Origin of the sequence: Natrononativus amylolyticus (genome assembly GCF_024362525.1) — an archaeon.
In the GTDB taxonomy this organism is placed as follows: domain Archaea; phylum Halobacteriota; class Halobacteria; order Halobacteriales; family Natrialbaceae; genus Natrononativus; species Natrononativus amylolyticus.
In genome coordinates this window covers 1,628,380-1,653,483 of the sequence record NZ_CP101458.1, presented here as the reverse complement: position 1 = coordinate 1,653,483, position 25,104 = coordinate 1,628,380, and the positions used below count along the sequence as shown (strand labels likewise).

27 protein-coding genes are annotated in these 25,104 nt (G+C 67.4%); 22 read left to right on the top strand and 5 right to left on the bottom strand.

What is annotated here, in order from left to right; all coding sequences use genetic code 11:
• Positions 1–2: 2 nt before the first annotated feature.
• Positions 3–1,010, bottom strand: a complete 1,008-nt coding sequence (locus NMQ11_RS08700; RefSeq protein WP_255167256.1) for a lysylphosphatidylglycerol synthase transmembrane domain-containing protein — start codon at positions 1,008–1,010, stop codon at positions 3–5.
• A 462-nt stretch (positions 1,011–1,472) separates the two neighbouring features.
• On the opposite strand from NMQ11_RS08700, the gene NMQ11_RS08695 reads away from it, so the two are divergent.
• The 5 genes from NMQ11_RS08695 (at position 1,473) to NMQ11_RS08675 (ending at position 5,424) form a co-directional block, all read left to right on the top strand.
• Complete coding sequence (locus tag NMQ11_RS08695; RefSeq protein ID WP_255167255.1) at positions 1,473–1,619, top strand: hypothetical protein; 147 nt, start codon at positions 1,473–1,475, stop codon at positions 1,617–1,619.
• Between the two features lie 438 nt (positions 1,620–2,057).
• Positions 2,058–2,333 (top strand): PadR family transcriptional regulator, encoded by a 276-nt coding sequence (locus NMQ11_RS08690; RefSeq protein ID WP_255167254.1) that lies wholly within the window; start codon positions 2,058–2,060, stop codon positions 2,331–2,333.
• Between the two features lie 18 nt (positions 2,334–2,351).
• Positions 2,352–2,615, top strand: a complete 264-nt coding sequence (locus tag NMQ11_RS08685) for a hypothetical protein (protein ID WP_345781423.1) — start codon at positions 2,352–2,354, stop codon at positions 2,613–2,615.
• A gap of 109 nt (positions 2,616–2,724) precedes the next feature.
• On the top strand, positions 2,725–4,017 hold the full coding sequence (locus tag NMQ11_RS08680) for an MgtC/SapB family protein (protein WP_255167250.1): 1,293 nt from the start codon (positions 2,725–2,727) through the stop codon (positions 4,015–4,017).
• Between the two features lie 54 nt (positions 4,018–4,071).
• Positions 4,072–5,424 (top strand): aminotransferase class III-fold pyridoxal phosphate-dependent enzyme, encoded by a 1,353-nt coding sequence (locus NMQ11_RS08675; RefSeq protein ID WP_255167248.1) that lies wholly within the window; start codon positions 4,072–4,074, stop codon positions 5,422–5,424.
• Positions 5,425–5,541: 117 nt separating this feature from the next.
• Here the strand turns inward: NMQ11_RS08675 and NMQ11_RS08670 are convergent, their stop codons facing one another.
• Positions 5,542–5,865, bottom strand: coding sequence for a ribbon-helix-helix protein (locus NMQ11_RS08670; protein ID WP_255167246.1), 324 nt, complete (start codon positions 5,863–5,865; stop codon positions 5,542–5,544).
• Between the two features lie 124 nt (positions 5,866–5,989).
• Here NMQ11_RS08670 and NMQ11_RS08665 point away from each other — a divergent pair, with 124 nt between their 5' ends.
• Complete coding sequence (locus NMQ11_RS08665) at positions 5,990–6,904, top strand: HhH-GPD family protein (protein ID WP_255167244.1); 915 nt, start codon at positions 5,990–5,992, stop codon at positions 6,902–6,904.
• A 42-nt stretch (positions 6,905–6,946) separates the two neighbouring features.
• Positions 6,947–7,570: an NADPH-dependent FMN reductase gene (locus NMQ11_RS08660; RefSeq protein ID WP_255167242.1), complete on the top strand. Its 624-nt coding sequence runs from the start codon at positions 6,947–6,949 to the stop codon at positions 7,568–7,570.
• 1 nt (position 7,571) lies between these two features.
• Here the strand turns inward: NMQ11_RS08660 and NMQ11_RS08655 are convergent, their stop codons facing one another.
• A complete protein-coding gene (locus NMQ11_RS08655) occupies positions 7,572–8,219 on the bottom strand; it encodes a hypothetical protein (protein ID WP_255167240.1) in 648 nt (215 codons plus the stop codon).
• A gap of 128 nt (positions 8,220–8,347) precedes the next feature.
• On the opposite strand from NMQ11_RS08655, the gene NMQ11_RS08650 reads away from it, so the two are divergent.
• The 7 genes from NMQ11_RS08650 to NMQ11_RS08620 all read left to right on the top strand — a co-directional run bounded on the left by NMQ11_RS08650 (position 8,348) and on the right by NMQ11_RS08620 (position 14,120).
• Complete coding sequence (locus NMQ11_RS08650; protein ID WP_255167238.1) at positions 8,348–8,932, top strand: thymidine kinase; 585 nt, start codon at positions 8,348–8,350, stop codon at positions 8,930–8,932.
• The gene (locus NMQ11_RS08645; RefSeq protein ID WP_255167236.1) at positions 8,929–9,531 is read left to right on the top strand and encodes a YIP1 family protein; all 603 of its coding nucleotides are present in this window, start codon (positions 8,929–8,931) and stop codon (positions 9,529–9,531) included. The genes NMQ11_RS08650 and NMQ11_RS08645 overlap by 4 nt, the downstream gene beginning before the upstream one ends.
• Before the next feature lie 239 nt (positions 9,532–9,770).
• The gene (locus tag NMQ11_RS08640) at positions 9,771–10,340 is read left to right on the top strand and encodes a hypothetical protein (protein ID WP_255167234.1); all 570 of its coding nucleotides are present in this window, start codon (positions 9,771–9,773) and stop codon (positions 10,338–10,340) included.
• A gap of 169 nt (positions 10,341–10,509) precedes the next feature.
• Positions 10,510–11,553 (top strand): DNA-methyltransferase, encoded by a 1,044-nt coding sequence (locus NMQ11_RS08635; RefSeq protein ID WP_255167232.1) that lies wholly within the window; start codon positions 10,510–10,512, stop codon positions 11,551–11,553.
• Between the two features lie 149 nt (positions 11,554–11,702).
• A complete protein-coding gene (locus NMQ11_RS08630; protein ID WP_255167230.1) occupies positions 11,703–12,950 on the top strand; it encodes an MFS transporter in 1,248 nt (415 codons plus the stop codon).
• A 46-nt stretch (positions 12,951–12,996) separates the two neighbouring features.
• Positions 12,997–13,494: a redoxin domain-containing protein gene (locus tag NMQ11_RS08625; RefSeq protein ID WP_255167228.1), complete on the top strand. Its 498-nt coding sequence runs from the start codon at positions 12,997–12,999 to the stop codon at positions 13,492–13,494.
• Positions 13,495–13,574: 80 nt separating this feature from the next.
• Entirely contained in the window at positions 13,575–14,120 is a 546-nt protein-coding gene (locus NMQ11_RS08620; RefSeq protein ID WP_255167226.1) for a carboxymuconolactone decarboxylase family protein, read from the top strand.
• A gap of 3 nt (positions 14,121–14,123) precedes the next feature.
• On the opposite strand, the gene NMQ11_RS08615 is transcribed toward NMQ11_RS08620, so the two are convergent.
• Together NMQ11_RS08615 and NMQ11_RS08610 are read right to left on the bottom strand one after the other, a co-directional pair.
• On the bottom strand, positions 14,124–15,020 hold the full coding sequence (locus tag NMQ11_RS08615; RefSeq protein WP_255167225.1) for an NAD(P)-dependent oxidoreductase: 897 nt from the start codon (positions 15,018–15,020) through the stop codon (positions 14,124–14,126).
• A 67-nt stretch (positions 15,021–15,087) separates the two neighbouring features.
• A complete protein-coding gene (locus NMQ11_RS08610; protein WP_255167224.1) occupies positions 15,088–16,305 on the bottom strand; it encodes an MFS transporter in 1,218 nt (405 codons plus the stop codon).
• A 124-nt stretch (positions 16,306–16,429) separates the two neighbouring features.
• Here NMQ11_RS08610 and NMQ11_RS08605 point away from each other — a divergent pair, with 124 nt between their 5' ends.
• From NMQ11_RS08605 to NMQ11_RS08570, 8 genes are all read left to right on the top strand, one after another.
• Positions 16,430–16,870 carry a universal stress protein gene (locus NMQ11_RS08605; RefSeq protein ID WP_255167222.1) on the top strand — a complete coding sequence of 147 codons (441 nt, stop codon included), beginning with the start codon at positions 16,430–16,432 and terminating at the stop codon, positions 16,868–16,870.
• A complete protein-coding gene (locus NMQ11_RS08600; RefSeq protein ID WP_255167220.1) occupies positions 16,867–17,667 on the top strand; it encodes an SDR family oxidoreductase in 801 nt (266 codons plus the stop codon). The genes NMQ11_RS08605 and NMQ11_RS08600 overlap by 4 nt, the downstream gene beginning before the upstream one ends.
• On the top strand, positions 17,667–19,028 hold the full coding sequence (locus NMQ11_RS08595) for an MmgE/PrpD family protein (protein ID WP_255167218.1): 1,362 nt from the start codon (positions 17,667–17,669) through the stop codon (positions 19,026–19,028). The genes NMQ11_RS08600 and NMQ11_RS08595 overlap by 1 nt, the downstream gene beginning before the upstream one ends.
• 89 nt (positions 19,029–19,117) lie before the next feature.
• Positions 19,118–20,323, top strand: coding sequence for an acyl-CoA dehydrogenase family protein (locus NMQ11_RS08590; protein ID WP_255167216.1), 1,206 nt, complete (start codon positions 19,118–19,120; stop codon positions 20,321–20,323).
• A 78-nt stretch (positions 20,324–20,401) separates the two neighbouring features.
• Positions 20,402–20,992 (top strand): MaoC family dehydratase, encoded by a 591-nt coding sequence (locus NMQ11_RS08585; protein ID WP_255167213.1) that lies wholly within the window; start codon positions 20,402–20,404, stop codon positions 20,990–20,992.
• A complete protein-coding gene (gene scpC / locus NMQ11_RS08580) occupies positions 20,953–22,446 on the top strand; it encodes a succinyl-CoA:acetate CoA-transferase ScpC (protein WP_425607685.1) in 1,494 nt (497 codons plus the stop codon). Before NMQ11_RS08585 ends, scpC begins: the two co-directional genes overlap by 40 nt.
• A gap of 7 nt (positions 22,447–22,453) precedes the next feature.
• The gene (locus NMQ11_RS08575) at positions 22,454–23,650 is read left to right on the top strand and encodes an MFS transporter (RefSeq protein WP_255167208.1); all 1,197 of its coding nucleotides are present in this window, start codon (positions 22,454–22,456) and stop codon (positions 23,648–23,650) included.
• 251 nt (positions 23,651–23,901) lie between these two features.
• Positions 23,902–24,972 (top strand): TAXI family TRAP transporter solute-binding subunit, encoded by a 1,071-nt coding sequence (locus NMQ11_RS08570; protein WP_255167206.1) that lies wholly within the window; start codon positions 23,902–23,904, stop codon positions 24,970–24,972.
• Positions 24,973–25,104 lie beyond the last annotated feature (132 nt).

Sequence of the window (25,104 nt, the reverse complement as noted above, 5' to 3'; positions counted from 1 at the left end):
CGCTACTCTCGAGCGGTGAGTGCGAGCGCGCAGACGCCGCCGATTCCGATGGTCAGCCAGTACGTACAGAGGCGATAGATCAGCGCGACCGTAAACGCGGCGGCCCACTCGAGGCCGCCGAGGGTGGTGAGTCCCGCCGTGACGACCGCCTCGACGCCGCCGGTGCCGCCGGGCGCCGGCACGACGGCGCCGAGCTTTCCCAGCGCGACGACGACCGCGACGACGGCGAGGGAGAGTTCGTAGCCGAGCGCGCTCGCGGCGATGTAGACGGGCGACATCAGGAACGCCATGCCGACGTGTGCGTACACCACGCCGGCCGCGAGGCGGCGCCTGTCGGCCGCGATCGTGTCGACGGTGTCGTAGAACCCGTCGAGTCGCCGATTCACGGACGCCTCGGAGAGGGAGCTCTCGAGTCTACTCGAGAAGCCGCCGCCGGTCTTTCGAACGGCCGACGTTGCGGCGAGGATCAGTCGGTAGACGGCCGACGGGTGTCTCACGGCGACGTACAGCAGGGTCGCGACGACCGAGAACAGGGCGGCGAACGCGACGACCTGCGTGACCATTCCGTCGCCGACGACGCCCGACGCGCCGATCCAGAGCAGCCCCAGAAAGCCGAAGCTGTAGTACGGCAGGTAGTTCAACAGGTCCGCCGAGATGATCCCCGCGAGACCGTCCTCGTAGGCCATTTCGCTCTCTCGAGCCACGAGGTACGCGACGAACGGTTCGGTCGCAACCTGGCCGTACGGCGTGACGTACTTTGCGAACATCGCCGTCAGAAAGACCAGCCCGATCCGCCCGCGCGGCATACTCTCGTCGACCAGCCCGAGGAAGGTCACCCAGACGAGCCCGCGGAACGTAAGCGCCAGCGTGCCGGCGAGGAGTCCCAGGGCCAGAACGCGGTAGTTCGCCTCGGCGAGCTCCGAGACGATCTCTTCGCTTCCGATCGCGTTAGCCAGAATCGCGAGAAAGACCGCGGCGAGTGCGAACCCGAGGACTGCTCGACGTTTCACGCAGCCAACGTTGGGCGGCGCGTACAACTATCTTCTGAAACGACCGATGTGACCGTCTCCTGGCCCGGATTCGACGACCGGTTCCGATGGTCGCCGATCCGCACGTGGGACGTTGTACGTGTCTCGAACGATTCAACTACTGGTTTCCGTGTGCCTCGAGAAGGGTGGTCATCGCCCGTCGGAGTCGGTGCCTTCGTTCTGCAAACGAGCGGTTCCGGCGAGAGTCGCGGGTTCTGCCAGGATTTCAACAGTTCGTTACCGTGTGGCAGTTGCGAGCGCGCGCCGATCGGCGTGAACGGCCGCTCGGGGACGATGATCACGCGGTTATCGCTTGAAAACTGGTGCTTTCCGACGAAACGGACCCGAACCTCGGGGGTGGCGATTCGTTACCGGATCGCAACCTCGACGGGCGTCGTTGCCGGCCGCCGGAGGTTTTTACACCCGCGTCCAGTAGCGGGCGGTATGCGCGAGGAAGACGAGATCCGCGAGCAGTACGAGTTCCTCAGGGAACAGCTCGAGAGCGACGAGATGCGCCACGACGGCGTGAGACGGATGTTCACCCACTACAAACGGGCGCTCGGCTGGGTCCTCGAGGAAGAGCACATTTGAGCAACAGTCGGCGTCGGTAACGTATCACGAACGGGGACGTTGTCGTTACATTTAAGTACCCCGAGCGAATTTCTTCACTTGACGCTTCGCTTGGAGGGCCGAAGCGTCAGCGGGGACCAATTCAGGGCGGCAAGCGATCGCGCGACCTTTTTCACGTCGCGCGATCTGCTTTCCTGTTTACTGATCTCGAACCGACGAGTGCCGGCAGTCGCCGATACTGCGAGGACGACCCGAGAGCGGCCGAACCGTCCGGCGCGAAACTGTTCCGTTTCCGTTCATGAATCCAGCACAACACTAGTAAACCCGAGTACTAGTCACCGAACGTATCATTCGGAGCGACTGGACAAACGGCCTGTCAATGGTAATATCGCGGATCAGCGCGAAACGACCCGACATACTTATTAAAATTCGACAGTAAGTACGACCGGTACTTACCCAATGTACGACCTGACAGGATTTCAGCGCGATCTGCTCTTCGTTATCGCCGGCGAGGAGGAACCACACGGCCTCGCGATCAAGGACGAACTCGAACAGTACTACGAGAAGGAGATCCACCACGGACGCCTCTATCCGAACCTCGACACCCTCGTCGAGAAGGGGTTAGTCGAGAAGGGGCGCCGCGACAGGCGGACGAACTTCTACACGCTCACCCGCCGGGGCCGTCGCGAACTCGAGGCCCGTCGCGAGTGGGAAGGACAGTACGTCGATCTGTAGGACGTGATCTCCGCTCGAGTGGCCACCGCACTGGTCGGCCTGCTGGTCGGACTCACCGTGAGCGTCGCCGCCTGGGTCTACTTCGGGACGGTGCTGTTCTTCCTGTTTCTCCCGTTCGTACCGTTTCTCTTTCGGAGCCGGGAGACTGGCGGCGACGCGCCGTTCCGTCGCTGTCCGACCTGTGGGTTCGAAACCCGAACTCCCGACTACGAGTACTGTCCGCGAGACGGCGCGCACCTGTCGACGGCCGAGGCGAACCGCTTTGCGGGTCGCAGCGAGTGAGACGGACTGCTGTCCGTCGGTTCCGGCCCGGTCGCGCCTCGTCCCGTCGTTGGGCCGACAACCCGGTACGCCAGACCGTATAAGTATAACTGGCCCGAACGGACGGGCAGTGAACGGCGTCACGCTGCAACTCCTCGAGGCTCCGCTCGACGAGGCCGTCGTCCGGATCGCCCTCGCGGGCGCGCTGGGAATGTTCCTCGGCCTCGAGCGCGAGTGGTCCCAGAAATCCGCGGGCATTCGGACGTTCTCGCTGATCAGCCTGCTGGGAGCGGTGTTTACGATCCTCGTCACGGAGGCCGGCGTCGGGGAGAGCCTGCTGATACTCGGCGGCCTCCTCGTCATCGTCCAGGGGGTGTTGCTGGCCGTCCAGGGACTGCTCGGCGAGGAAGGGACGGGCCTCTCGCTGACGACCTCCGTTTCGATGCTCGTCGCCTACGGCGTCGGCGCGCTGGTCGCCGCGGGGTTCATCCTCGAGGGGGTGACCGTCGCCGTCCTCTCGTCGCTGTTGCTCGTCCTGAAGCGAGAGCTCCACGAGTTCGCCTGGGGGCTCAGTCGCGAGGAGATGCGCTCGACCACCGAGTTCGCGATCCTCGCGTTCGTCGTCTACCCCCTGTTACCGGCGACGTACGACCTCGCGCTGGGGGCGGTAACGATCCCACTCGAGCCCCAGGTCATCTGGCTGATGGTCGTCGCCGTCGCCGGCATCGGGATCGTCAACTACGCCATCGTCACCACCTACGGCGGTCGGGGGATCGCAGTTACCGGATTCTTCGGCGGACTGGCCTCCTCGACGGCCGTCGTCGGCACGATGCTGGACCACGTTCGACAGCGCCCCGAGGCGGCCTCCTACGCCGTCGCGGCGATCCTCCTCGCCGACGCCGCGATGGCCGCCCGGAACCTCGCGATCGCCGTGGCGTTCACCGCCGGAAGCGGCGTGTCGCCGCTGCTCGAGGCGATCGTCCCGCTCGGGGTCGTCATCGTGCTTGCGTTTCTCGTCGCGGGCGTCACCGCCGACTGGCAGGAGTCCGCGCCGATGAACCTCGAGAACCCGTTCTCGATGAAGAACGCGCTCGGCTTCGGCGCCGTCTTCCTCGCCGTTCTCGTCTTCGGCTCGCTCGCCGAGACCTGGTTCGGCACCCTCGGCTTCTACGTGACCGCCGCCGCCAGCGGCCTGGTCTCGAGCGCCGGTGCGACGACCTCGGCCGTCGTCCTCTACCGCGGGGGCCAGCTTACGTCGGCGGAGGCGACGATCGCGATCCTGCTGGCGACCGTCTCGAGCATCGTCGTCAAGGCGGTGCTGGCCGCGACGTCGGCCAACGCGACGTTCAGAAACCGGGTCGCGCTGTACAGCGCCGTGTTGCTGGCCGGCGGAACGGTCGCATCCGTCCTGGTCGTCGTCTAACGTTTGCGGGAACCACAACGAATATTTTTAATCACTCGCTTGCGCAGGACTCCCATGGACCGAGAGACGGTCGAACCACAGGTAGACGCGATCCCCGGATCACGAGCGAAACGCTGGTCGGAGTACCACCATCAGTTCTCGGCGCCGAGCACCTACGTCTACGACTTCGTCTGGGACACCCAGGCCGAGGCGGTCGGCCCCTTCTGTACCGACGTCGACGGCAACGTGCTCATGGACTTCACGAGTCACGTCGCGGCGGCGCCGCTCGGGTACAACAACCCGCTGATCGCCGACAAACTCCGGGAGTTCGATCTGGTCGATCCGCTGAAGATCGCCGGTCAGGACTTCTACGTCAGCGGCGGCGCCAGCCCCGAAGACGCCGACTTCCCCGGCCCCACCCAGCTGATGGAGCGGCTGGTCGACCTCACGAGCGAGTACGGCATGGACAGGGTGTTCCTCTCGAACTCGGGCGCGGAGGCGGTCGAGAACGCGATCAAGATCTGCTACGCATCGGGCGGCCACCGCGCCTTCACCTTCGACGGCGCGTTCCACGGCCGCACCCTCGGGGCCCTCTCGCTCAACCGCTCGAAGGCCGTCCACCGAAAGGGCTACCCCGAGGTGCCGGGCGTCGTCAGCGTCCCCTACCCCTCGACCCAGGAGATGTACGAGACGGAGTGGCGGACCGACGGCCCCGGCGGTAACGTCGTCGCCGACAAACTCGACCCCGAACAGGGCGTCATCGACCCCGATGAAGTCGCCTTCCTCATCTTCGAGCCGCTTCAGGGCGAGGGCGGCTACCGCGTCCCCCACGACGGCTTCGCCCAGGACCTCGAGGATCTGCGAGAGCGCTTCGACCTGAAGATCATCGCCGACGAGATCCAGTCGGGCCTGGGCCGCACCGGCGAGATGTGGGGCGTCGATCACCTCCCGGTCACGCCCGACGTCATAACCAGCGCCAAGGGCCTGCGCGTCGGCGCGACCATCTCCCGCTCGGACGTCTTCCCCGAGGAAAAAGGTCGGATCTCCTCGACCTGGGGCGCCGGCGACATGATGGCCTCGCTCCAGGGCGTGCTCACCATCGACGCGATCCGCGAGGCGAACCTGCTCGAGAACGTCCGCGACCGCGGGGAACAGCTCCGGACCCGCCTCGAGGAGAGCGACGCTCCCGGACTCACCGACGTCCGCGGGCGCGGCCTGATGCTCGCCGTCGAATTCGACACCAAGGCCCGCCGCGAGGCCGTCGTCGAGGCGGCGATGAAGCGCGGGCTGCTCACCCTCGGCTGTGGCTACAAGACGCTGCGCCTGCTGCCGCCGCTCGACGTCACCGAGCGCGAGATCGACCTCGGTGCGGAGCTGTTCCTCGAGGCGATCGACGACGTCGCAGCGCAGATGACGACGACGGCGTAACGGCAGTTGCCGTTACCGGCGCTGGTCTCCCGACTCGCGTTCGATCCGCTCCTGCCAGGCTTGCTCGGACGCCTCGTAGGGCGAACTCGCGGCGCTTCCAGTCCGTCGAACCGGAGGTTAAAACTGATACCGTCGTTCGTCGTCCCGCGGGGGATACTGGTTCGCGCCGGTCATCTCCTCGAAGGTCATCCCCGAGAGGTACTCGTCGTAGGTGACGTCGTAGCTCGAGCGCAGGTGAAAGTCGAGGTTCCCCGTGTCGACGGCCGTCTGGAACAGCATGTGGACCGCCCGGCGGACGAGTTCGTCGGGGTCGTCGGGGCCGAGGGCGCACTCGAGCAAGGCGAGTTCGTTCCTGGTTTCGCGGTCGAGCGAGACGGCGAGTTCGTCGCCGAGATCCGCGTAGGCGTCCGTGACGTCGCCGTCGAGGTCGTCGAGGCTCATACCGGGCTGGAGTCGAGCCGGCCGCATAGTCCTTTCGTGCCGGCCGTCGGCGGCCGACCGCCAGTCGGCACGGCGGGCGACCGACACCAGCACGCCTAAACGCCCGCCCTCCCAACCCCCGCCGATGACCGCCGACGTCGAATTGCCCGACGACCTCGAGGCCGTCAGGGAGGCGCTGGTCGAGTGGTACGAGGACGACCACCGCGACTTTCCGTGGCGCCGCACCGACGACCCCTACGCCATCCTCGTCAGCGAGGTGATGAGCCAGCAGACCCAGCTCGAGCGCGTCGAGGAGGCCTGGACGGCGTTCCTCGACCGGTGGCCGACGACCGCCGGTCTCGCGGCGGCCGACCGATCCGACGTGGTCGGCTTCTGGACGGGCCACAGCCTCGGCTACAACAACCGCGCGAAGTACCTCCACGAGGCCGCCCGCCAGGTCGAATCGGAGTACGGCGGGGAGTTTCCGGAGCGTCCCGGGGAGCTCGAGGAGCTCATGGGCGTGGGTCCGTACACCGCCAACGCCGTGGCGAGCTTTGCGTTCAACGAGGGCGACGCGGTCGTCGACACGAACGTCAAGCGCGTCTGCTACCGCGCCTTCAACGTGCCCGACGACGACGCGATTTTCGAGGACGTGGCGAACCGACTCATGCCCGAGGGGGAGTCTCGGACGTGGAACAACGCGGTCATGGAACTCGGCGGCGTCGCCTGCACCAAACGGCCGCGGTGTGACGAGGTCGGCTGCCCGTGGCGCGAGTGGTGTTCGGCCTACGCCAGCGGCGACTTCACCGCACCCGACGTCCCCACCCAGCCGAGCTTCGACGGGAGCCGTCGGCAGTTCCGCGGGCGCGTGATCAGGACGCTCCGAGAGTACGACGAACTCCGGCTGGACGAGCTCGGTCACCGGGTTCGTGTGGACTACAGTCCGGAGGGAACGCACGGCCGCGAGTGGCTCGAGGGGCTCCTCGAGGACCTCTCGGCGGACGGGCTCGTCACAATCGACACCAGGAACGGCGAGCGGGTCGCCCGCCTCCGCAGGTGATCGAGTAGGGGACTTTTGGCGGCGGAGTGCGACCGCACGCGTATGGAGACCGCAAACCGGGAGGGCGACGACCGGCTCGTAGATCCCGTCCGCGTCGTCGCGATCTGTGGCAGTCTGCGCGAGGAGAGTTACACCAGGGCGGCACTCGAGCGCGTGCTCGAGGAGGCCGAACGAAGCGGCGCCGAAACCGAACTGCTCGACCTCCGGGAGTGGGAGCTACCGACGTTCGACCCGGACGTCGACCGGGAGGCAGCCGGCGACGCGGAGGAGTTCGCCGCTCGCGTCCGCGCGGCCGATGCGATCGTTCTCGGCACGCCGATGTACCACGGCTCGTACTCCTCGCCGCTGAAAGCCGCCCTCGACTACTGCGGTTTCGACGAGTTCAGAGACGAGACCGTCGGTCTGCTCGCCGTCTCCGGCGGCGCGTTTCCGGTGACGGCTCTCGAGCACCTGCGGTCGGTGTGTCGGGCACTCAACGCGTGGGTGATTCCCCACGAGGTTGCGATCCCCCGCGCGAACCGCGCCCTCGAGGACGGGCGGTTCGTCGACGACGGCCTCGAGGAGCGCGCCGCGACGCTGGGGCGGCGGGCGGTGCAGTACGCGGCGATCGAACCCGACCCCGACTCCTTCGAGAGCGACCAGAACGTCGGCGCCAGGGGCAAGTGAGTCACCGTTCGAGCAGCCGTCGAAACCGGAATTGTTGGGCGAGGAAGACGAACAGCCCGAAGACGACGAATCCGACCTGGAACGCCTCGACGCGAACGACGACCGTCGCGAGGCCGAGCGAGAGCGGGTCCGTCGTCACGGACCACTCGGTGAACCAGGTCGAAGCGAGCAGCACCGTCGCGCCGACGGCCGTGAGCGTCGCCGGAAGCGCGAACCCGGCGGGGCCGATCCGCCGGCCGGTCGGGCCGAAGACGCGGGCCTCGAGACGCGACTGAACGGCGAGGAGGGCCGCGAGCGCGATTCCGGCGACCGCGAGGCCGAACTCGCCACCGACGGACTCGGCCACGAACAGCCAGCAGAGCCAGCCCGCGCTGGCGAGGAGGGCGACGCCGATTCGCTCGGGCTGGAACAGGCCCTCGAGCGTGGCGGTCGTCACCTCGACGACGCTCGCCCGGAGGATCGAGCCACAGAACAGCGCGCACAGCCCCAGCAGCGCCGCGAGCGTCGTTCGGGGCTCGATGACGACGACCGCGAACCACAACCCGACGGTTAGCGTTTCGACCGTCGCCGCGGAGGCCGCCGCGGTGACGCCGGTGAGCCGGTGGTAGGTGCGCCGGCCGAACAGTCCGGGGCGCCGGATAACGCTCATACGCACGACTGCCGGGCGAGGGGGTATTGTTATGGAAGACATTATATCGGCGTAGAGTTAGTTCTCGTTTCGGTCTCGAGCGAGTGAATTGGCAAACCATTTAACCGTCGATTGCTCCGTTTCGCTCGATGCACGCGATCACGAACAGCGGGTGGATCGAGGTCGTCACCGGCAGTATGTTCTCCGGGAAAACCGAGGAACTGCTGCGGCGACTGCGGCGCGCGGAGATCGCCGGCCAGGAGGTCGCCGTCTTCACCCCCGCTCTCGACGATCGCTACGGCGCGGAGTTCGTCGGCTCCCACGACGGGCGCCGCTGGGAGGCCTCGGCGATCGACCCGGAGACCGATCTCGAGGGGGTGTTCGACGAACTCAACGGCGAACAGGTCGTCGCGTTCGACGAGGCGAACTTCTTCGGGGCGTCGCTCGTGGCGTGCTGTGAACGCCTGGCGGCCGACGGTCGGCGCGTGATCGTCAGCGGCACGGACCAGACGTTCCGCGGGGAGCCGTTCGAACCGCTGCCCCAGCTGATCGCCGTCGCCGAGTACGTCGAGAAGTTCCGGGCGATCTGTGCGGTCTGCGGTGAACCCGCGACGCGCAATCAGCGGCTGGTCGACGGCGAGCCGGCACACGTCGACGACCCGACGATCCTCGTCGGCGCCGAGGAGTCCTACGAAGCCCGCTGTCGTCACTGTCACACGCTGCGAACCGAATGACGCGCTGGATCGAGAACCCGGAGGGCGGTCGGGACCGCGGCCCGCGAGCGCTCGCCAGGGCGTGGGTCGAAGTGCTCGTCCGACCGTGGCGGTTCTTTCGGGCCGCCGTCTCCCCCGGCGACCAGGCGCCCGGCCTGACGTTCCTGATGACGGTCGTTCTCGTCTCGGAGACCACCCGATTCCTGCTCGTTCCCGGCGTTTACTCCCTCGAGGGCGTCTCGCGGCCGATCGCCGGACTGTTCTGGCTCAGCCTCGTCGTCCTGCTGGTCGCGCCGCTGGCGCTGCACCTCGTCTCGGCGCTACAGACGCTCGTTCTGATGGTCGTCGTCGAGGACCGCGCGGGGATCAGCCAGACCGTACAGGTGATCGCCTACTCGACTGCCCCCTGTGCGCTGGCGGGAATCCCGGTTCCGGAGCTCCGAGCGCTGCTCGCGTGTTACGGGGCGGTGTTGCTGATCGTCGGCCTGCGGATCGTCCACGACACGTCGCTGCTTCGGGCGACGGTCGCGGGTGCGGTGCCGGCCGCGCTGGTCTTCGGCTACGGGTTCCGCGGGTTCGACGCGCTCGGTAATACCGTACTACTCCAGCCGATCGTCTGAACTCGCGTGTGACTCGCGCCCGCGAGCGGACCGTCTCCCCGAGACTCGAGCGCCGGTCGTGGATCCGGCAAAAACGACCGACGACGCCACCTCGAGCGGATGATCCAACCGATCCTGTTTGTTAACGAGGGCTTAGCAGAACGTTTACTCCGGTTAGGAAGGCTGTAACTCCGCCGGGTTCGGCCAAACTAATCGAAACGTTGGACAGAACTATTTACAGGGATGTCATTCATCGCAATATGCCCGAAAAGGAGCAACAGGAAAAGACTCTCTCGGAACGACTCGTCAAAGAAGCAGTCGAGAAGGGGATGGACTCGCCGATGCGTGAACAGATCCTCGAGGCAGTCGAGGAGTCGGAAGGTGCCGAGCAGGAGTCGAAACCGACCCTTCCGCTCGTCGGGGCGCTCGTCGGACTCGGGGCGGCGGCGGGATATCTCGTCGGTCGACAGCAGGGCGACGCCGAGGAGACGCCGCTCGAGGACGTCGACGAGCCCGAAATCATCGAGGAGTTCACCGGCGACGAGTCGGAGACGGAAGCCGACGACGCCGAGGCCGAGGCGGCCGACGCCGAAGCCGAAGCTGACGACTCAGGGCGCAGGCTCCCGCGCCTCGTGCTCGCGCTGAGCGCGCTCGCCGGGATCGCACTGCTGCGCCGCCGCCTCAAGTCCGACGACGAGGAGGAGTGGGAGCCGATCGAGGAGTTCGAGCCCGCGATCGACACCGCGGAGACCGACGACGAGGGCGACGAGGGCGACGAGAACGAAGTGGAGGGCGAGGAAGACGAACTCGAGAACGACGTCGAAGAGTAAGGCGGTCTCCGACCTCTCTCGTATTTTCGGACGCTCGCATCGACCAGCGGCCGGTGTCTCGAGTTCGTGTACCGACCCGCGTCTCCCGGCCGTTTCCCCGCCGGGTTTCCGCCGTAGCGCGCCCGCGGCTGACGAAGGAGCTAAGGGGCCGACGCCGACAGTGGGACCAATGGAGACGACCCACAGGGTTCTCGTCGGCGACGCCCGCTCCCTCGAGGGTGTCGCCGACGAGTCGGTCGAACTCGTCGTCACGTCGCCGCCGTACCCCATGATCGAGATGTGGGACGACCTCTTTTCGGAGCTCGATCCGTCGATCGGCGACGCGCTCGACGCCGGTGACGGCCGGGACGCGTTCGAGGGAATGCACGCCGAACTCGACCGGGTCTGGGACGAAGTCGAGCGGGTGCTCGTCGACGGCGGCATCGCCTGTATCAACGTCGGCGACGCGACCCGCTCGCTCGACGGGAGCTTTCGCGTCTACCCGAACCACGCGCGGGTTCTCGAGGCGTTCGAGTCCCGCGGCTTCGATCCGCTTCCGGACGTGCTCTGGCGAAAACCCGCCAACAGCGCCGCGAAGTTCATGGGCAGCGGGATGATCCCGCCGAACGCCTACGTCACCCTCGAGCACGAGTACATCCTGCTCTTTCGAAAGGGGTCGGAGAGCCGGTCGTTCCCGGCCGGCGCCGACCGGCGCTACGAGGCCGCCTACTTCTGGGAGGAGCGCAACCGCTGGTTCACCGACGTCTGGACCGACGTTCGCGGCGAGCTCCAGGCGCTCCCGGAGGACGACGATCTCCGGGAGCGATCCGGGGCGTACCCCCTCGAGATCCCCTACCGGCTGATCTGCATGTACTCGGCCTACGGCGACACCGTTCTGGACCCGTTCTTCGGCACCGGAACGACCGGCCTCGCCGCGATGTGTGCGGGCCGCCACTCGATCGGCGTCGACATAGAGGAGGCGTTCGTTTCGGTGTTCGACGAGCGCGTCGAGGACGTCCCGACCCTCTCGCAGGAGGTCGGACGACACCGCCTCGAGCGCCACCGGGAGTTCGTCGCCGACCGGCGCGAGGAGGGATCGCCGCCCGCGTACGACGCCGATCGCTACGAGACGGCCGTCGTGACTCAGATGGAGACCGGGATCCGGCTCGTCGCGGTCGCAGACGTCGTCCGGACCGCCGACGGCTACCGACTCGAACACGAGGGCCTCGAGTAGTGTCAGGTTACTGATTGGGGATTTCCTGAGGTTCCGATAGTGCGCTGTAGGCGGGTTTCACGGCCTTTTCTGGTTACACAAGATACAAACACTCTCACGAAAGATGGTGGACCAATGAGTGTCTCGGGGGCGCGGAGGTCTCGGACCGGATGAACGACAACGACCGGGCGATCGTGACGTTCGTCTCGCTGTCGCACATGATGGTCCACACCTACGAGCTGTCGATCCCGATTCTGATGACGATCTGGCTGCTCGAGTTCTCCGTGACGGCGGCGACGCTGGGGGCGGTCGTCACCGTCGGCTACTTCCTGTTCGGCGTGGGCGCGCTTCCCGGCGGGGTGCTGGTAGACCGGTTCGGCTCCAGGCCGCTCATCTTCGCCTGCCTCATCGGGATGACGCTGTCGTTTCTCGCCCTCGGCTTTTCACCGAACGTCTACGCGATCGCGCTCTCGCTGGGCATGTGGGGGATCGCCGCGAGCGTCTACCACCCGGCGGGGCTCACCCTGATCAGCAAGGGAGTCGGGGGAGAGGGGCGTGGGCGCGCGTACGCCTACCACGGCATGGCGGGGAACCTCGGAATCGCGCTCGGGCCGCTCGCGACGGCGCTGTTGTTGCTCGCGTTCGACTGGCGTCTCGTCGTCGCGATACTCGTCGTCCCGACGGTTCTCACGATCCTGGTCGGGCTAACGCTCTCGTTCGACGAGACCGCCGCCGTCGATCCGGATGCGGAGGGAGTCGATAGCAAAGGGGAGATCACGCCCGCGTCGTTCGTCTCCGACACCCGACTGCTGCTGACGGCGGGGTTCGTCACCGTCTTCGCGATCGTCATGTTCAACGGCCTCTACTACCGGGGCGTCCTCACCTTCCTGCCGGACATGCTCGGGAACTTCCTCGCCGCCCTCGAGGTCGAACTCGAGGTGTTCGCCGAGGACAGCCCGTTCGCAGAGGAGTTCGACCTCGCACAGTACGTCTACGTCGGGTTGTTGATGGTCGGAATCCTCGGCCAGTACGTCGGCGGGCTGCTCACCGACCGGATCCCGACCGAGCGGGGACTGGTCATCGCACTCGGCGCGCTCGCCGTGCTCGGGCTCACGTACGTGCCCGCGGCGACGGCCGGCTTCGGCCCGCTGCTGGTCGTGAGCGCGCTGCTCGGGATCTTCCTGTTCGCGATGCAGCCGCTCACGCAGGCGACGATCGCCAGCTACTCCCCGCCGGAGGCGCGCGGACTCTCGTTCGGTTGGACGTTCCTCGCGATCTTCGGCATCGGCGCGCTCGGCGCCAGCGTCGCCGGCGTCGTCCTCACTTACGCGAGCGCGACGGCGCTGTTTCTCGTCCTCGCCGGGTTCGCGACGACCGGCTGTCTGCTCGCACTCACGCTGACGATCCGCGAGTGGTAGCGACCGGCGCAGAAACGCTTTCCGTCCGCGGCCGCAGACGGGTCGTATGGTCTACGAAGGAGAGGTAGCGCCGGAGTTCACGCTGCCCGAAGCCGGCGGGACCGCGTACAACGACATCGGGGAGTTCACCCTCTCGGCCGAACTCGGCGACGGGCCGCTAGTGCTCGCCTTCTACCCGGCGGCGTTCACGAGCGGCTGCACCGACGAAATGTGCGCCTTCCGCGACTCGTTCGCGGCGTTCGACGACCTCGAGGCGCGGGTGTACGGCGTCAGCGTCGACCTCCCGTTCGCCCAGAACGTCTGGATCGAGGAACACGACCTGCCGTTCTCGATGCTCTCGGACTGGAACCACGAGGTGATCCGGGCGTACGACGTCGTCCTCGAGGAGATGTACGGCGCGCTCGAGGTCGCCCAGCGGAGCGTCTTCGTCCTCGACGAGGCGGGGACCGTGACCTACCGGTGGGTGCGAACGGACGAGAATCCGGCGTTCGACGCCTTCGTCGCCGAGGTTCGCGACGAGGTCGCTCGCGCGGCCGAGGGGTAGGATGGTTGCGGAGCCGCGACGGCAGGCGGTTGCGGAGAGCCGACGACAAACGTTAAGCGAGTGCCGCGTTCCCATTCGCCATGGCACGAGTCCCGTACGTAACGCAGGACGACCTCGATCCGGAGTACCAGGAGCTCGTCGTCTCCTCGCTCCAGCCCGGGAAGACCGTCAACGTCTACAGCGCAATTGGGAACAATCAGGAGGTCCTCCGCGGGCTCCGTGAGTTTCTCGGGGCGCTGTGGAACCACTCCGGGCTCACGGACCGCCAGCGCGAGATCGTGATTCTGACCGCCGCCTCCGAGATCGGATCCGCCTACGAGTGGCACCAGCACGTCACCATCGCGACCGACGCGGGCCTCGAGCCCGCGGAGATCGGCGCGATCGCCCGCGACGACCGGCGGGCGCTCCCCGACGAGGAACGGGCGCTGGTCGCGTACACCCGCGCCGTCGTTCGGGGCCGGGTCACCGACGCGCTCCACGAGGCGGTCGTCGAGTACGTCGGCGAGGAGACGACGGTCGGTGCGGCCGCGACCGCTGCGGGCTACCTCGCGCTCGGACGGATCATCGACGCGCTCGACGTCGACCTCGAGGCGGGCGACGAGTTCGTCGGCTGGGACCCCGAGTAGCGTTCACGGCCCATTTCGTCGCCGCGAGCCGTCGACGCCCATCGTCTCCCGGAGGTGGTCGTACACGTCGGTCATGTCGCCTCCGTCGCCGTATCGGGCCCGCGTTCGGCCCACCTGGCTCCGGACGACGCCCGCCAGGAGCAGCGGCACCCGGTTGTCCTCCGCGAACTCGAGTAGCAGCCGGCTGTCCTTCTCCATCAGTTCGAGGGCGAACCCCACGTCGCGGTCGGCGGTGATGAAGTCCGGGAACTTGTCTTCGGTCGCCGAGTTGCGGCCGGTGCTGGCGTTGAACACCTCGCACATCGTCTCGAGGTCGAGGCCGGCGGTCTGGCCGAGGAGGACCGTCTCGGAGGTGGCGACCATCGCGGTGAACGAGAGGTAGTTGTTGAGCAGTTTCACGGCGTGACCGTGTCCCGGATCGTCGCCGACGTGAACGACGTTCGTCGCGAACGCCTCGAGGTACGGTCGGCAGCGCTCGAGCGCCGCCCGCTCTCCGCCGACCATCGCGGTCAGGCTGCCGGCTTCGGCCCCCGACGCGCCGCCGCTGACGGGGGCGCCGAGGACGGAGACGTCGGCGCTCGAGAGCCGATCGGCAACCGACCGGGTCGTCTCCGGCGTCGACGTGGTCAGGTCGACGACGGTCGATCCCGGCGACAGCGTCGGTTCTAGCTCCGACACGACCTGTTCGACCGCGGCCGGTCCCGGCAACGAGAGGAAGACCGCGTCGACCCCCTCGCCGACCACCGCGACCGACTCCGCGCCGCTCGCGCCCGCCGACTCGAGGACCGCGACCGGCTCCCGCCTGCGATCGAAGACGCGTGTCTCGTAGCCGGCTCGAACGAGGTGGGTCGCCATCTCACCGCCCATCTCGCCGAGGCCGACGAATCCGAGTGTCGTCATGTGAGGTGTACTCACGGCACGCCGTGAAGAAGGTAGCGTCGTCCGTCGGCTCTGGTAGCGGCGGGGCTCAGCGGCGGCCGTCGGAACCGGAGAGGAGGGCGACGACGACGATCGCTACCGCCGCCAGCAGGATGGCACCGATCAGGAGGAACGCGGCGGCGGCCGACCGGGCGTCGATGAGCGCGCCCAGGAGCACCGGGCTAACGACCGCGCCCAGTGAGAGCCCGGTGAAGAAGAAGCCGAAGCTCTTTCCCGTCGCGTTCGGGTCGGCGGCGGCGTTGGCGAAGCGATCTCGCGAGGGGAGCGCCAGTCCGATCAGAAGTCCGATCAGCGAGAACAGCAGTACGGACGCGGCGAACCCCGCGTCAAGAAGTCCGCTGGCGACGAGCCAGACGCCGCCGGCCGCAGCGAGGAAGGCCGCGATCATCAGCCGGCGAAACGGGAGGCGGTTGGCGAGCGGCCCGCCGGCGACGATGCCGACCGCCGTGCTGGCGAGGTGTGCGGTCAGAAGGGTGTTCGCCGTCGCGTCGTCGAAGCCGTAGGCGTCGACCGCGAGCACGGTCGTGAACGACTGGAGTCCGACGATCGCCATCATGCTGAGCAGGTAGAACGCGAACACGAGCAGCAGGTCGAGCTGCCGGACGAACGAGCGAATCTCGGCGAGGAGCGCCGCAGTCGAGGCGGACGGATCCGCGTCCGAGGTGCGGATTCGACGCGCGTGGACCGGCGCCGTCGTCAGGGCGAAGGCCGCTGCGTAGGCGAACCCGACCCCACCGACGGCGACGAGCGCGAGCTGCCAGCCGTAGGCGATCCCGACGCCGCCGACGACCACGGGCGCCGCCGCGAAGCCGGCGAACCCGCCGAACGTGTGTGAACTGAACGCCAGCCCCTCGTTGCTCGAGTCGACGACGCTGTCCAGCAGCGCGTAGTCGGCCGGGTGAAAGACAGACTGGCCGACGCCCGAGAGGAGCGCACAGGCGAGTACCATCCAGTAGGCGGTCGCCAGCCCGGAGAGCGTGATCGCAAGCGAGGTTACCACGAGACCCGCGACCAGCACGCGCTTGGCGCCGACGCTGTCGACGACGCCGCCCAGCGGAAACTGCAGGAGCAGCGTCGGCACGTAGATCGCCGTCACCAACAACCCGAGCTGTGCGGTCGTTACGTCGAACTCGCTCCCCAGCACGGGAAACAGGGGCGGGTAGGCCAGCAGGTAGACGTGCGACAGAAAGTGCGCACCAGACACCGCTCCGACGACGTAGGCCGCGTCATCCCGGCGTCCGATCATGGTCCCGTCACGATCTCGGGGTAGCAGTTCAGCCTTCGACCGTATACCCGTTGTGGATGGCGAACCCGGGTGTGCCTGTCTGGATCACGCATGATTGATAGTCCCTGCCACCAAGGTACCGGACATGTACCGCGTGTTGGCGCCGGTGGACACGGACGAGGAAAGAGCCCAGGCACAGATCGACACTCTGCTCGACCTCCCGAGCGCGACGGACGAACTGCGGGTCGACGTACTGTACGTCTACGAGGAGATCGACGCCCCCGGCGACGAAGCCGGTCCCGCGTACATCGACGAGATCAACCGCTCCCTGAAGGACCTCCAGGGGCTTCCGGACACCGTTTCACGCGTGGTGAATTCGCTCCGTGAGTCGGGCGTCGAGGTCGAGGCCCACGACGTGACCGGCGACCCCGCGTCCGCGATCCTCGAGCTCGCCGACGAGTTCGACGTCAACGCGATCAGCCTCAGCGCCCGTCGTCGCTCGCCCGTCGGCAAGGTGCTGTTCGGCAGCGTCACGCAGGCGGTCATTCTCGACAGCGAACGCCCGGTGATCGTGGCTCCAGCATGAACGGGGACGCCGACTTCGACGGCTCCCGTGCGCTCGTCACCGCGGCGAGCAAGGGGCTGGGCCGGGAGACGGCCCGAGAGCTGGTCGAGCGGGGCGCTCGCGTCGCAATCGTCTCTCGGTCCCGGGAGAATCTCGAGGTCGCACGAGAGTGGATCGTCGCGGAGACCGGCGCCGACGAGGACTGCGTCCTCGTGGCGACCGGAGATCTCACCGCCCCTGACGAGATCCGCGAGGCCGTCTCCGGAGCGATCGACGACCTCGGGGGACTCGACGTGCTGGTGACGAACCACGGCGGACCGCCGGTGCAGTCGATCGAGGAGACGACCGTCGACGAGCTCGACGACGCCTACGCGGGCGTGATCCGGGGAACGTTCGTCACGCTACGGACCGCGCTACCGGCGCTGGCCGACGGCGGCGGCGCCGTCGTCAACGTCGTCTCGGCCACCGCTCGCGAGCCGCTTCCCGGCGACGTCTTCCAGAGCTTGCTCCGGCCGGGACTCTACGCGCTCTCGAAGTCCCTCTCGCGGGAGTACGGACCGGAGGTCCGGGTCAACTGCGTCTGTCCGCGCGGGATCGTCACGGAGCGCCTCGAGCACAAGATCGAGCTGCTCGCCGAGCGCGAGGGGATCACGGTCGACGAGGCCCGGAAGCGCCGGGCGGACGAACTCGCGGTCGACGACCTCGGAACGCCCGAGGAGTTCGCCAGCGCGGTCGCGTTCCTCGCATCGCCGGAGGCGAGCTACGTTACAGGGACGACCCTCCCGGTCGACGGCGGCTGGTCGCGGGGGGCGTTCTGATGGTCGAACCGCTCGCGGCGTACTGCGCCGACGCGCCCGCACCCGACAGGGAGACCGCCGAACGGATCGAGCGTCACCTCCTCGACTGGATCGGACTCGTCGCCGGCGGCCGCGCTCACGCCCGCTCCGCTGCCAGCGTCCTCGAGGCCGTCGAGGCGCTCGGAGGCGCCGACGCCCCGCGAGTTCCGACCGGCGGGGCGCTCGCAGCCGACCGCGCGGCGCTGCTCGGCGGAACGTTCGCCCACAGTCTGGACTTCGACGACACCCACCGGGAGTCGTCGCTTCACCCCGGCGCGCCCGTCATCGCCGCCGCGCTCCCGGTGGCTCGCGAGCGAGGGACGACCGGCGAGGAGCTGTTCGCGGCGATCTCGCTGGGGTACGACGTCACCTGCGCGCTCGGCCGCGCCGTCGACCCGGACGCCCACTACGCCCGCGGCTTTCACCTCACCGCGACCTGCGGAACCTTCGGCGCGACGGCCGCCGTCGGCCGCCTCCGGGGCTTCGACGCGACGGCGTTCGAGGCCGCCTTCGGCGTCAACGGCAGCCAGGCCGCCGGCTCGCTGCAGTTCCTCGAGAACGGCGCCTGGAACAAGCGCCTCCACCCCGGTCTGGCCGCACAGCGGGCGGTGCTCGCGGCCGAACTGGTCGACGCGGGGTTCCGGGGCGCCGCCGAGCCGATCGAGGGGGCGTACGGCTTCCTCCACGGCTACACCGAGACGGCGCACCCCGAGGTTCTCGCGTCGATCGAGCCCGGAGCGGCGGTGCTCGAGACCGCGCTCAAACCGTACCCTTGCTGTCGGTACATGCACGCCGCGATCGACGCGATGCTCGACCTTCGAGGCGAGGTCGACCTCGAGGCGGTGGAGTCCGTGACGGTCGACCTCCCCGCCCCCGGCGTTCGGCTGACGGGCGAACCGATCGAGGCGAAGCGGCGCCCGTCGAACTTCGTCGACTGCCAGTTCTCCGCGCCGTTCGCGGCCGCACTCGCACTCGCGCGCGGCGAGGCGGGGCTCGCCGCCTTCCTCGAGGCACAGGAGAATCTCGACGAGCCGGCGCTGTGCGAGCTGATGGACCGCGTCGAGGTCGTCTCGACCGACGAGACGAACGACGAGTTCCCGCAGCGGTGGACGGCTCGCGTCAGCGTCGACGCCGACGGGCGCCACGAGCGGTTCGTCGAGTACGCCCGCGGGGAGCCGGAGAAGCCGATGTCGTGGGCCGAGGTTCGAGAGAAGTTCCGCGAACTCGCGGGTACCTCCGGCGTCGACGGCGAGGCTGCGGACGCGATCGTCGAGGCGGTCGACGGGCTCGGATCGGGCGACTCGACGGCGCCGCTGTTCGACGCGCTCGATCGCGCGGAGTAGCGGTTTTCCGGCCGCTCGAGTGTCAGCGGTCGTGAACCGGCCTTCCGGCTTCTGCAGACTTATGTGTGTGAGTTCGCCATAGGTATACGATGGCACACGCCTGGCGAGACAGCATATCTCTCTCAGATGAACAACAGCTCGTTCGCAGCAGTATTCGCGACGTGTGTTCGGATTTCGACGCCGAGTACTGGCGTGAGAAGGACCGCGAGGAGGAGTACCCATCGGAGTTCGTCGACCAGCTCGGCGAGCACGGCTGGCTCGGCATACTGATCCCCGAGGAGTACGGCGGCGCGGGGATGGGGACGCCGGAGGTCGTCGTGATGATGGAGGAGATCGCCGCGAGCGGCGGCGGCTTCAGCGCCGCCCAGGCGATCCACGGCGGTATCTACAACAGCGTGCCGCTCGTGAAGTACGCAAGCGAGGAACAGAAGTCGGAGCTGCTGCCCCGCGTCGCCCGCGGGGAGGTGGCGATCCAGGCGTTCGGCCTCACCGAGCCGAACGCCGGCTCGAACTCGACGGCGATGGAGACGACGGCCGAAAAGGACGGCGACGAGTACGTCGTCAACGGCCAGAAGATCTGGATCTCCCGCGTCGACGCCAGCGACTACCTCGTCCTGATGGCCCGGACGACCCCGCTCGAGGAGGCCGACAAGCGAACGCGCGGCATCTCGATGTTCCTGGTCGACCTGGAGGAGGCCTACGACCAGGACGCCCTCGAGATCCGCCAGATCCCCAAGACGGTCAGCGGCTTCGTCCACTCCTACGAGATGTGGTTCTCGGACCTGCGACTGCCTGAGGAGGCACTCATCGGCGAGGAGGGCGAGGGATTCTACCAGGTGCTCGACGGGCTCAACGAGGAGCGACTCGTGATCGCCGCCGAGTGCGTCGGTCTCGGGGAGGCGGCCTTAGAGCGCGGGATCGAGTACGCGAACGAACGGGAGGTGTTCGGCCAGCCGATCGGGGCGAACCAGGGGATCCAGCACCCGATCGCCGACGCCTACGCGCAGGTGCTCGCGGCCAAGCAGCTGGTGTACGCCGGCGCCGAGGAGCTCGACGACGCCGACCGGAAGGACGCGGGCGCCCGCGCGAACGTCGCGAAGTACCTCGCCGCGGAGGCCGCCTTCGCCGCGGCGGACGCCGCCGTCCAGACCCACGGCGGGTTCGGCGTCGCCCGCGAGTACGACGTCGAGCGCTACTTCCGGGAGGCCAGGCTCACCCGGATCGTGCCGATCTCCCAGCAGCTCGCGCTCAACTACCTCGGCGAGACCGTCCTCGGACTACCGCGGTCGTACTGACGGGGGCCGGACGGCTCCCTCGAGGCGGCGCTGTGAACGCCGACGAACCGACTGTAAACGACCCAACACGAACCCACAATGACTGACGATACGGACGACACGATCGACGAACCGACTTCCGAACAGGCCGACGAGACGCGCGTCGTCGCCGGCTGGCACGGGCGTTACTTCGAGGACTTCGCCGTCGGCGACGTCTACAAGCACCCGTTCGGCCGCACCGTCACCGAGACGGACAACGTCTGGATGACGAACGTGACGATGAACCTCAATCCGATGCACTTCAACGAGGAGTACGCCGCGAACACCGAGTTCGGCGAGCGCCTCGTCGACGGCACGTTCGTCATCGCGCTGGCCGTCGGGATGAGCGTGATCGACGTCTCGGTAAACGCCACGGCGAACCTCGGCTACGACAAGATCCGCCACCACGCGCCGGTCTACCACGGCGATACGATCTTCGCCGAGAGCGAGGTACTCGAGACCCGCGAGAGCGACTCCCGGTCGCACGTCGGCATCGTCACCACCGAGCTGCGGGCGTACAACCAGGACGGCACGAAGGTGCTCTCGCTCGAGCGGACGCCGATGGTGCTCAAACGGGAGCACGCGGAGCCCTCCGCCGAACAGCCGCCGGGATGGCCCGAGGGGATCGGCACCCAGCCCGACGACCAATGAGCGACCCCGCAGACGACCGGCTCGTCGGCGAGCTTCCGCTCGCGGACGCGCCGGTTGCGGCCGCCGTCGTCTCCGACGGCGACACCGTCGCGGTCAGCGGGTTCGGCGGCGTCGGCTACCCGAAGGCCGTCCCCCCCGAACTCGCCGAGCGGGCGTCGCTGACGATCGTCAGCGCGGGCGGGGTCGGCGGCGAGATCGACGAGACCCTCGTCGAGTCCGGGGCGATGGACCGGCGGGCGCACTTCCAGACCCGCTCTGCGGTCCGGAGTGCGATCAACGGCGGCGAAGTAGAGTTCTTCGACCGCCACGTCTCCCAGTTCGGCGACGAACTGCGCTTCGGTCAGGGGCTCGAGGTCGACGTCGCGATCGTCGAGGCCGTCGCGGTCGGCGAGGGCTGGTTCGTCCCGTCGACGTCGATCGGCCACGTCCCGTCGCTGGTTCGGGCGGCCGACCGGCTGATCCTCGAGGTGAACCGCGCCCAGCCGCTCGAGCTGACGGCGGTTCACGACGTCTACGAGCGGGCCGCCCCGCCGGCTCGGGAGGCGATCCCGATCGACGCGCCGATCGAACGGATCGGCGAGAGCCGGGTCGCGTTCGACCCGGACGACCTCCACGCGGTCGTCGAAACGGAGGCGCCGGACGATCCGTACACGTTCCGCGACCCGACGGACGTCGACCGCACGATCGGAGAGCACCTCGGCGAGTTCCTCGCCGCGGAGGCGACGACGAACCCGCTGCTCGAGGAGACGGTGTCGCTCCAGTTCGGCGTCGGGAGCATGGGGAACGCGCTGATGGGCGCGCTCTCGGACATCGACTTCGGCGACCGCGAGGTGATCTACTTCGGGGAGGTGTTCCAGGACGGGCTCCTCGACATGCTCGACTCGGGGGAACTCGCCGGCGCGAGCGCGACGTCGCTGGCGCTCTCGCGGGACGGCCAGCAGCGGTTCTTCGCGGAGATCGACCGCTACGTCGACGACGTCGTGTTGCGACCGGCCGACCTCTCGAACAACCCGGCGCTGATCGAGCGCTTCGGCGTCGTCGGCGTCAACAGCGCCGTCGAGGTCGACCTCTACGGAAACGCGAACGCGACCCACGTCGGCGGCACGCGGATGGTCAACGGCATCGGCGGCGGCGGCGACTTCGTCCGCAACTGTCGGCTCTCGATCGTGGCGCTGCCGTCGACGGCCGCGGGCGGCGACATCTCGCGGATCGTCCCGATGACGCCCCACGTCGACCACTCAGAACACGACGTCTCCGTCGTGGTGACCGAACACGGCGTCGCGGACCTCCGCGGTCTGTCCCCGCGAGAGCGGGCCGAAACGCTGACCGAGGTCGCCCACCCGTCGTTTCGCGCGGACCTCGAGGCCTACCGCGAGCGCGCCGGGCGGGGCGGCGGTCACACGCCCCACGACCTCGAGACGGCGTTCGACTGGCACGTCGAGTGGGGTCGCTGATCCGGCGATGAGCGGGGCCGTTGAGACGGCGGCGCGGACTCGAGACTGGCGGGCGAACACCGCGCTCATCCTGTTCTGGCAGGTCACCGCGAGCATCTGCTTTTACACGATCTACGCGGTGACGCCGTTCGTCCGGGCGGAGTTCAACGTCTCGGCGACGCTCGTCGGCGTGATGCTGACGGCGCTGACGCTCGGGTACACGCTGTTTCTCATCCCGGTCGGCGCGATCATCGACACGTACGGCGAGGGGCGAGCGTTGCTCGTCGGGTTGCTCGGCCTCGCGGTCGGCGTGGTTGCTGTCACGGTCGCTCCGACGTACCCGACGCTGCTCGTCGCGGTGTTCGTCGTCGGCGCCTTCTACGCGACCGCGATCCCGGGAACCAACAAGGCGGTGTTCAACGCGATCCCGCAGGATCGGCTCAACACGTCGATGGGGATCAAGCAGGTGGGCGTGACCGCCGGAAGCGGAATCAGCGCGGTTCTCATCCCGTGGTTCGGCGCGACCCGGTACGGCTGGGAGGTCGGGTTCGTTCTCACGGCCGTTCTCGCCGTCGTGGTCAGCGGGGTCTTCCACGTGCTGTACCGATCGGGCGGCGGCGACCGCGACGGCACCCGCCTCGGCATTCGCTCTCACTTCGAAACGCCGGAGTACACGCTGCTCACCGCCGCCGGGTTCTTTTTGGGTGCCGGCCTGTTCACGACGATCGGCTACACGATCCTGTTCGTCGACGAGGCGGTCGGCGCGAGCGTCGTCTTCGCCGGGGTCACGCTCGCGGCGGCACAGGTCTTCGGAAGCGCCGGCCGTGTCGCCTTCGGCTGGCTGGCTGACACTCTCAACGCGCCGTTAACCGTCTCGACGCTTCGGATACTGCTCTTGCAGACGGCCGCCTCGTTCGTGCTGTTTCTGGTGCTGACGCTCGTCGAGACGCCGCTCGTCTCGCTCGTCCTGTTCAGCGTCCTCGGTTTTTTCGTCCTCGGGTTCACGGGAATCTACTACTCGTGTATCGGCTCGCTCGTGGCAACCGAGGAGATGGGGAGTGCGACCGCCGGCGGGCAGTTGACGTTGAACTTCGGCGCGCTGGTCGCACCGCCGGCGTTCGGTTTTCTCGTCGACGTGTCCGGGTACGACGCCGCCTGGAGTATGCTCGGCGTCAGTACGTTCGTCGCTCTCGTCCTGTTGATCGTCATCTATCGACGGGTGTGAGTGGACCACTCGCCGACCCATTTATTCTATACGTGATAATGTAATTAGGAACTTAGATTCGCGTAAATAACTCAATTTTCCTGAACACGCACATATTTACACGAGTAGTGAATCTGGGCAAGTCTCCTCAAATAACCGAAATCTATGGCGTGTACGGTCGGTTTTGGAACGTGTAACGCCAACAATATGCATCGATTTATGATGGGATTCTCAGAAAAGCTTAACTTCCCTTGTTACAAGTACGAGAATGTATGACAAGGGAAGGCGGTAACACACGACGAACGGTGCTCAAAAGTGCTGGAGCCGTGGGGGCCCTCGGACTCGCAGGTTGTCTCGACGACCTCGGCGATCTCGGGGGTGACGGTGACGGACACAGTATCGCGATCGCCGGAACATCGAGCGGCAGTGCAACGCAGGCGGCGGGCCAGGCGACCGCTCTCGCCGCCTCCGAGCACAGTGACACGCTAACGATCGACGTCCAGGAGACGGAGGGGTGGACGGCGAACCTGTACGAGTTCGACACGGGAGACTTCAGCACCATCGGTGTCGACAACAACTCGCTGTCAAAGGCGATGAACGACGAGGACCCGTTCGACGAGGACCCCGTCGAGAACCTGCCGATGCAGGGGTACCTCTTCGACAGCCTCGAGATGCACTGGGTCGCGATGGAGGGCTCGGACATCGAGTCGACGGAGGACCTCCGGGAGGGTGGGTACACCATCTACCCGATCGAACCCGGATTCGGTACCCGTCTGCTCACCGAAGAGGTACTGCGGGAGGACGGTATCTGGGACGCGAACGACATCAACAACGAGAACACCGACGACATCCCCGGCGCGGTCGAGGAGGGCCGCGTCGACGCCCTCGTTCTGTACGGCTCCAACCGCGTCGAGCTCGCGGGCTGGTGCCAGGAAGTCGACGTCAGGAGCGACGGCCAGCTCTACGCCATCGAAGTCGACGATCACTTCGTCGAGACCCTCGAGGGAATCGAAGGCGCTGCGATCGAAACGTACGAACCGTACGGCTACCAGCAGGACATCACCGAGGAGCTGGGTATCGACGAAGTGACCAGCTGGGCGCTACAGGGCCAGTGGGCGTTCGGCTCCGACGTTCACCCCGACGCAGTGTACGAAATGTGCCGGATCGCACACGAACACCACGACACGATGCGTGATTCGAACCCGACGACGCTCGATTACAGCGACGTGTCGGTGATGACCGAGACCGTCATGCCGGATCTCGAGGTCCACCCGGGCGCTGCTGAGTTCTTCCAGGAGCACGACGTCTGGGACGACGACTGGATCGAAGGCGAAGCCGACTAATCCGGCGGATAGCTTCTTACTCCTCCGAACGGAAGGAGTACGTTAACACACTACTCAAATACTTTAAAAATGCCAACAGGAACTGATACAGGCGACGATGCCCCTGACGGGGGTGGGGAGGACCTGGACGAT